The sequence below is a fragment of the Synechococcus sp. WC101 genome, assembly GCF_047461555.1.
Taxonomy (GTDB): Bacteria; Cyanobacteriota; Cyanobacteriia; order Thermostichales; family Thermostichaceae; genus Thermostichus.
Window position 1 is genome coordinate 1 of the sequence record NZ_JANSHG010000138.1, and the last position, 6,681, is coordinate 6,681.

Here is a 6,681-nt window from a genome sequence, read left to right on the forward strand (position 1 = left end):
GATCCTGATCGGGATGGGCCTGACCAGCCTGATCGCGGCGGTGATCGCCGGCCTCTGGATCTGGCTGGGATCCCTGCGCGTGCCCTTCCGTTGGGATCCGCTGGCCGTTGCCTGGGGAACGGCGCTGGGGCTGGGGGTGGCGCTGCTCAGCTGCGGGGCTTACTGGCTTTGGCCGGCCTATCGCCGGGCGGCTTCCGCCTACTTGCACCTGGTGGCGGATCCCCTGCAGTGGTCAGATATCTTCTGGGTGGGGGTGCTGCCGGGCTGGAGCGAGGAATGGCTGTTTCGCGGCGTGCTGATGGGATCCCTGGTGGCCAGTCCCTTGGGGTGGACGGGCGGGATCCTCTTGAGCGGCCTCTTGTTTGGGGTTTTGCATTGGCTGGGATGGCAGGGTTGGCCCTATGCCGTCTGGGCCAGCGCCGTGGGCGTCCTCCTGGGGCTGGGCGTGTGGCTGTCGGGAAACCTGCTGGTGACCATCGTCGCCCATACTCTGGTTAACTGGATTGGGGTTTGCCTTTGGAAATGTTCCGCCTTGCCAGCCGAATCCTGATCGCGTCAGCGGGCCGTAGGCCTTTCGCGTCAGCGGGCCGTAGGCCTTAGTTGCCGACGTCGCCGCCACCAATTCCCCCTCTCCCTCTGGGGGAGGGGCCGGGGGTGAGGAGAATTATCTCGATGCCAAGCCGAGGGATGTTAAAGCTTTTGAATTGGATTTTGGGATCCTTCCCGGGGCTGCAGGTGGGGCGATCCTTGCTGCTTATTGGCCTGGGGGTGTACGGCTACCTGCTCTGGCTGGGCTGGTTTCAATCGGAGCGGCTGATCTTTTTGCCTCGCCCCGCCAGCTACCAGGATGGGGATGCCATTTTCAAGCTCACCACCGCCGATGGCCTGCAGATTTCGGCGGTGTATCTGCCCAACCCCGAAGCCACCTATACCCTCCTCTACAGCCACGGCAACGCCGAGGACTTGGGAGATATCTTGCCGCGCCTGGCTGGCCTGCAGCAGGGGGGGTTTGCCGTCTTGGCCTACGACTACCGCGGCTACGGCACCAGCGAAGGGATCCCTTCCGAAGCCGGTGCCTACAAGGACATTGAGGCCGCCTACGCCTATCTGGTGGAGCAGGGGATCCCGCCGGAGCGGATTTTGGTTTACGGACGCTCGGTGGGGGGCGGGCCCTCGGTTTACTTGGCAGCCCAAAAGTCGGTGGGGGGTCTGATCCTGGAATCGACCTTTGTAACTGCTTTTCGCGTCTTGACCCGCATCCCGCTGCTGCCTTTTGATCGCTTCGACAACCTCAGCCGCATCGCCCAGATCAACTGCCCACTGCTGATTTTGCACGGCACCCAGGATCGCTTGATCCCCTTCTGGCATGCCGAAGCCCTTTACCAAGCGGCACGGGATCCCAAGCGTTTGGTGCCCATCGAGGGAGCCGATCACAACAATTTGCTACAAGTGGCCGGGGAGCGCTACCTGCCCATCCTGCACCAATTTGTGGCCGAGCTGGTGGATCCCGAGCATCCTTTCTCCAAGCAGCCGGCTAAGTAGCGATAAACACAGTGTTATGATGTCCCTGTTTTGTTAGCTAAGACCCAGAGGGTACTGGTTACAGAAGCAGCAAATCCAGGCGACTCTTTTGCCCTGGGCTTTCCCGCTGCTTTTATTCGCTGTTGGTTGACCGAAGAAGGCGGTTTTCAAGGCCATGCTTCAGGAGATTCTCAGCTTCCAACTGCTGGGCAACCCCCTTTGGAACTACCTGCTGGTATTTTTCATCTTTGTAGTCGGGATCTTCGCCATCCGCACTGTGTTGCGGGGCTTGGTTCTCCGAACCTTGGCAGGTTGGTTCTCTAAACTCAGCGGGATCCCCGGCAATACTCCTATTCAACTAGTAGAGCGCTACCTGATCCCTTTGCTCTACCTGGCTCTGATTTACGTCTGTTTGAGCAGCCTAAATTTGGCCACCGTCCTGCGGCAAACTCTGGACATCCTGGCCACTGTCGTTGGCACCTACTTGGGCATCAATCTCCTCAGCGCCAGTGTAGAGTATGCTCTGCGCATTTACCTGATGCGCAAAAAAGGCGATGCCACCACCGAGCAAAGCTTGCTGTTGCTCTCCCCTCTGATCCGGGTGGTGTTTACCCTTATCGGTATCTTGTTTCTGCTGGAAAATCTGGGTTTTGATGTGGCAGCACTGGTGGCCAGCTTGGGCATTGGCGGTATAGCCATTGCTTTGGCGGCGCAAGGAGTCTTACAGGATCTGTTTGCCTATATCTCTATTTTGATGGATCGGCCTTTCGAGATTGGGGATTTTATAATTTTGGGCGATTTTATGGGATCCGTAGAGTACATCGGCATCAAAACCACGCGCCTACGCAGCTTGGGCGGAGAGCAGATCGTGATGGCCAATACCGATATCACCGGATCCCGAATTCGCAACTACAAACGTATGCAGCGGCGGCGGGTGGTTTTTGGCTTTGGCGTTGTTTACGAAACTCCCCCCGAAAAGCTGCAGGCCATTCCAACCTTGGTGAGACAAATTATCGAAGCCGAGCCCAACGCCCAATTTGACCGCGCCCACTTCGCCGCCTACGGAGATTTCAGCCTCAATTACGAAGTGGTTTACTACGTGCTCAGCCCAGACTACAACCTCTACATGGATGTGCAGGAGCGCATCAACTTGGCTCTGAAGCGAACTTTTCAGGAACAGGGAATCGAATTTGCCTACCCAACGCAGTTGCTCTACCTGAGCTCGAAGCAGCAGGGTGCCCTCACCAACCTCTCTTAGTCCTCTCTTAGTAAAGAAGTGGGATGGGAATGGGGCTGCCGGCGGGTTTTCAGATAGCTCCTTGACCCATCAGTTCTTGCAACAGGTTCTGCGCCGTTCCCATAAAGCGCATCACGTCAGGATGATGGCTCCAGATGGGGTCGCTTTCGGGGAAAACCTCCAGCGAGAACATGCTCTGCACGGCTCGCAGATAAGGCAGCAGGACGGTGTAGCTGGCCGGGGTGAGCTGAAAGCGCAGCGCCTCATCCAAAAGCTCCAGCATCTGCCGCACCAGCTTCCACTCCACCTTCAAAGGAGGGTAGAGCATCACACACAGGGGAAACAGCTCTTGTTGGACAGCCGCCACACTGCCTTCCAGGACGCAGAGGCCCAAGTACACCTGGAACATCTCCACATCGCGGATGCTGGAAATCCGCACCTCCAGATCCGTCAAGGGGCCGCTTTCGCAGCGATAGCCTGGGAAACGCTGCGCCACCTCAGCACAGATGGACTCTGCCACGCTGGTAACCAGAGGCAAGAGCTCTTGCACGGCAGCCAGGGGGGCGGAAAAGGTATCGCCTGTATGGGCGGCGGCACCCTCGTACATCCTCTGGAGGGGCATGTAGAGGTGGTCGTCCATGACCTTCAAGTAGGGGTGGAAGAGGCCGCGCTCTTGAGGGGATAGGGCTTGCAAGACCATTTGCCCCGTGTAGTGGAATTGCATACTTAAAAAGCCCAGCACCCGCGGATCCCGTTCGCTGTAGCGGGCCCTCAGCCGGCTACAGAGCGGCGCGATCTGCACCGAAAAGCGAGCCGGCGAGAGGCCCTCCCCACAACTTTCCGCTGCCGCCTCAAATAAATCCCGAGAATCCTCGGCAATTTGCCAGGGATCGATCAAGTCCGGATCCAGCCGCTGCTTGGGTATTTCAGCAGCCAAGAGCCGCTCTGTCTTGGCCCAGGCCTGGGAGCTGGCAAAGCGCAGGGATCCCTTCACTTTGTCGGCCAGTTGGGCGCCCGGCAGCTCGCCCAAGGCCGCCTGCGCCCGCAGCTTGTCTACATATTTTTGGGCCCACAGGGTGGCCAAGCTGCAAGTTGTAGCTGTTTCTGCACTTCCCATCGATCCCACGGCCTCGCCCGAGAAGCTAGATTCTGTTACCTACAATACCCTTAGCACGTCGCCGTTGCAGCCTGTAAAGAACTTACAGAATATTAATTCCCCCGCAACAATCGTTTACGTCGGGAAAGGGCACTCCCCCTAGCCGGCAAGTTGGCAACACCTTAAAATATCCTAAAATCCGCTCGGAAAAGTGGAGTTTTTGTGGCAGAATAGACTGTAGATCGATCGATGGCAAGGATCCGGATCCCGGCCTCACCGGACTGAACTCTTTACTGAGGAGAAAGAGCGTATGGCTCTCCGACTTGGCGATACAGCTCCCAATTTTACGCAAAAGTCCACCCACGGCGAAATTGACTTCTACTCCTGGGCCGGGGATAGCTGGGTAGTGTTGTTTTCCCACCCTGCCGACTACACGCCGGTCTGCACCACCGAACTGGGCACCGTTGCCAAGCTGATGCCCGAATTTGAAAAGCGGGGGGTGAAGGTGCTGGCCCTCAGCGTGGACGATGTGGACTCCCACCTGGGCTGGGTGAAAGACATCGAGGAAACCCAGAACGCTATCGTGAACTACCCCATCTTGGCAGATGTAGACCGCAAGGTCTCGCAGCTCTACGGCATGTTGGATCAAACCAACCTTAACCAAGAAGGGCTGCCCTTGACGGTGCGCTCGGTTTTCGTTATCGATCCCAACAAGAAAATCCGCCTCATCCTTACGTATCCGGCCAGCACGGGCCGCAACTTCGACGAGCTTTTGCGGGCCATCGACGCTCTGCAGTTGACGGATAAGTACAGCGTCGTCACCCCTGCCGACTGGAAAGATGGCGACGACGTCATTATCCCGCCTTCGCTGCAGGATCCTGAAGTGCTAAAAGAAAAGTTCCCGAAAGGTTACAAGGAGCTCAAGCCCTACCTGCGGCTCACCCCTCAGCCCAATAAGTAAGTCCACCCCCCTTGGCAGGAAGGGATCCCTTCTCCGCCGAAGCCGTGATTCCTTTCTCTGGATCCCCGCCGAGGGGATCCTTGACTTTATGGTTCTTTAAACCCGCCTAAGACGGTTTCGGAGGGCGCTGCGCTGGCCTAGGCGAAACCTCCTCTTCTGGGAGAGAACGATCGCCGGTGGGGTTGGGATCGAGTTGGGCGGCAAGTTTAGGCTTCGGGGAAGGAAGCTGCTGCTGTTTCGGCCAGCCTCTCCACTGTAAAGTAGCGATGGAACTTATCCGTCACCCGCAACCAGGGGGAGCGGCTGCCTTCTTTGCGATAGCGGGTCACAAAGCCCTTTTCCACCAGCTCTGCCACGTGTTGGTAAGCGCCCTGACCGCGCAACTCCACCAAGTCAGCTTGCGAGAGGGGGCCACGTAGAACGATGGTTGCCAAGGTACGGGTGGCGCCCACCCCGATTTCAGGGGGCAAGAGCTGGTTGGCCAGCTCCAGAAAAGGCTCCCGCAACTGCAGAGCAAACCCCTCCTCCACCTGCAGCACCTCTAGGGCAGAATCGCGGTGGGCGTAGTCTTCCATCAGCTCCAACAGCGCATCGTAGGCCTCCTCGCGGCTGCAGTGGGCCAACTGGGCCAGCGTCGATAGGGCCAACGGCTGTCCCTTCAGGTAGAGGATTGCCTCGATCTGATTTTTCAGGGCTAAAAGACGCCCCCCTCCTATCTCTGGCCTGGAATCTGAAACCGACTTGGAACGACGCGAGGGCATAGCGACAAGGGATCCGCTAACCTGTCCCGTAGCATAGCAGCAGTTGCAGACTGAGGGATCCCTGCTGGGGCGGCCTGGGCCAAGGCGAGCGTTGCTATGCTAAACTATGGCAGGGTCTGCTTTCTCGCCCATCGCGCTACTCGGTGCGGAGTACAATTCCACAGCCTGAAGCCAATTGCGTAGCATAAATAGGGTTTGGGGATCCCAGAGAATTGGAGAGGTGTCCGAGCGGTTTAAGGAAGCAGTCTTGAAAACTGCCGTGGTTCACGCCACCGTCGGTTCGAATCCCACCCTCTCCGTTGCTTTTCCGTTGCTTTATTGAGTAACCCACAATGCTGTTCGGCGGATCTAGCCCCCTACCACGCCCCTACTCCTAGATAGGCCCTTCTACGCCTATCTAGAGGTTGGCTATCTCTTCGACGTAGCCGACCGACTGAGGGCCAGGGCCCAGGGCAAACCGCTGCCAGCGGGGCACAACCCGGAGCCCCGAAACATCAGCTTCATCTACCGGACAGAGGCAGGCTGGAAGCGGGTGGTGGTGCAAAAGGACAACAAGCTGCAGCTCTACAGGCCCAGGGAGAATTGACTGGAAAAGTGGCCTCTGGCATATTACAGGGCAACCGCCAGATCAAGTAGAGCGCAATGCACACGCCGAGCTGGAAGCCCCACCCAATCCTCAAATATGAGCGGAGTGACTGCTATCCCTATATAGTTCTTCCCACCCCCATCAGCCTGCAACTGAGCGGGCCAGAACTGCCCCCTCGCCCCAGAGAACCTGAGCCACCTCAACTACCCCCTCGACCAGTCAAGCCGCAACTACCAGAGCTCCCAACCCGTGTGATGGACAAGCTCCAGGCTGCCCTGTCAACTGGAGCTGGAGTCGTTGCCCTAATTGCGCTGATTATTGCTGAGGCTCCATTCTTTCTAATCTTGGCAGGGATGGCTGGTGTGGCCACCTTAGCCCGCTTCTTATACGAATCCTGGACTTATGAAGAGAGAATGGAAGAATACGAGAGAAAAATGCAAAGTTACAGCCTTTTAATTTAAAATAGGGTACAGGTATTCAAGAGGAAGGAGAGAAAGGAATGCCGACTCATTCTTTGGA

The 6,681-nt window shown here is 57.5% G+C and carries 6 protein-coding genes and 1 tRNA gene; 5 read left to right on the forward strand and 2 right to left on the reverse strand.

Annotated elements, in window-relative coordinates:
* The first annotated feature begins 1 nt into the window (after window position 1).
* From NW809_RS09735 to NW809_RS09745, 3 genes are all read left to right on the forward strand, one after another.
* Window positions 2-550, forward strand: coding sequence for a lysostaphin resistance A-like protein (locus tag NW809_RS09735; RefSeq protein ID WP_414402027.1), 549 nt, complete (start codon window positions 2-4; stop codon window positions 548-550).
* Between the two features lie 122 nt (window positions 551-672).
* On the forward strand, window positions 673-1,542 hold the full coding sequence (locus tag NW809_RS09740) for an alpha/beta hydrolase (protein ID WP_414402028.1): 870 nt from the start codon (window positions 673-675) through the stop codon (window positions 1,540-1,542).
* Window positions 1,543-1,696: 154 nt separating this feature from the next.
* Window positions 1,697-2,779, forward strand: coding sequence for a mechanosensitive ion channel family protein (locus NW809_RS09745; RefSeq protein ID WP_011431621.1), 1,083 nt, complete (start codon window positions 1,697-1,699; stop codon window positions 2,777-2,779).
* Between the two features lie 49 nt (window positions 2,780-2,828).
* Here the strand turns inward: NW809_RS09745 and NW809_RS09750 are convergent, their stop codons facing one another.
* Window positions 2,829-3,875 (reverse strand): hypothetical protein, encoded by a 1,047-nt coding sequence (locus tag NW809_RS09750; protein WP_414402029.1) that lies wholly within the window; start codon window positions 3,873-3,875, stop codon window positions 2,829-2,831.
* A 289-nt stretch (window positions 3,876-4,164) separates the two neighbouring features.
* Between NW809_RS09750 and NW809_RS09755 the strand changes: the two genes are divergently transcribed.
* A complete protein-coding gene (locus NW809_RS09755) occupies window positions 4,165-4,815 on the forward strand; it encodes a peroxiredoxin (protein WP_011431619.1) in 651 nt (216 codons plus the stop codon).
* A gap of 206 nt (window positions 4,816-5,021) precedes the next feature.
* Here NW809_RS09755 and scpB read toward each other — a convergent pair whose 3' ends face one another.
* Entirely contained in the window at window positions 5,022-5,531 is a 510-nt protein-coding gene (gene scpB, locus NW809_RS09760) for an SMC-Scp complex subunit ScpB (RefSeq protein ID WP_049749850.1), read from the reverse strand.
* Window positions 5,532-5,790: 259 nt separating this feature from the next.
* Here scpB and NW809_RS09765 point away from each other — a divergent pair.
* A tRNA-Ser gene (locus tag NW809_RS09765) sits at window positions 5,791-5,875 on the forward strand.
* Window positions 5,876-6,681: the final 806 nt, after the last annotated feature.

Excerpts from the sequence above, each read along its gene's own strand:
- NW809_RS09740 (WP_414402028.1), top strand. The coding sequence starts at position 673 with ATGCCAAGCCGAGGGATGTTAAAGCTTTTGAATTGGATTTTGGGATCC.
- NW809_RS09745 (WP_011431621.1), top strand. The coding sequence starts at position 1,697 with ATGCTTCAGGAGATTCTCAGCTTCCAACTGCTGGGCAACCCCCTTTGG.
- NW809_RS09750 (WP_414402029.1), bottom strand. The coding sequence starts at position 3,875 with ATGGGAAGTGCAGAAACAGCTACAACTTGCAGCTTGGCCACCCTGTGG.
- NW809_RS09755 (WP_011431619.1), top strand. The coding sequence starts at position 4,165 with ATGGCTCTCCGACTTGGCGATACAGCTCCCAATTTTACGCAAAAGTCC.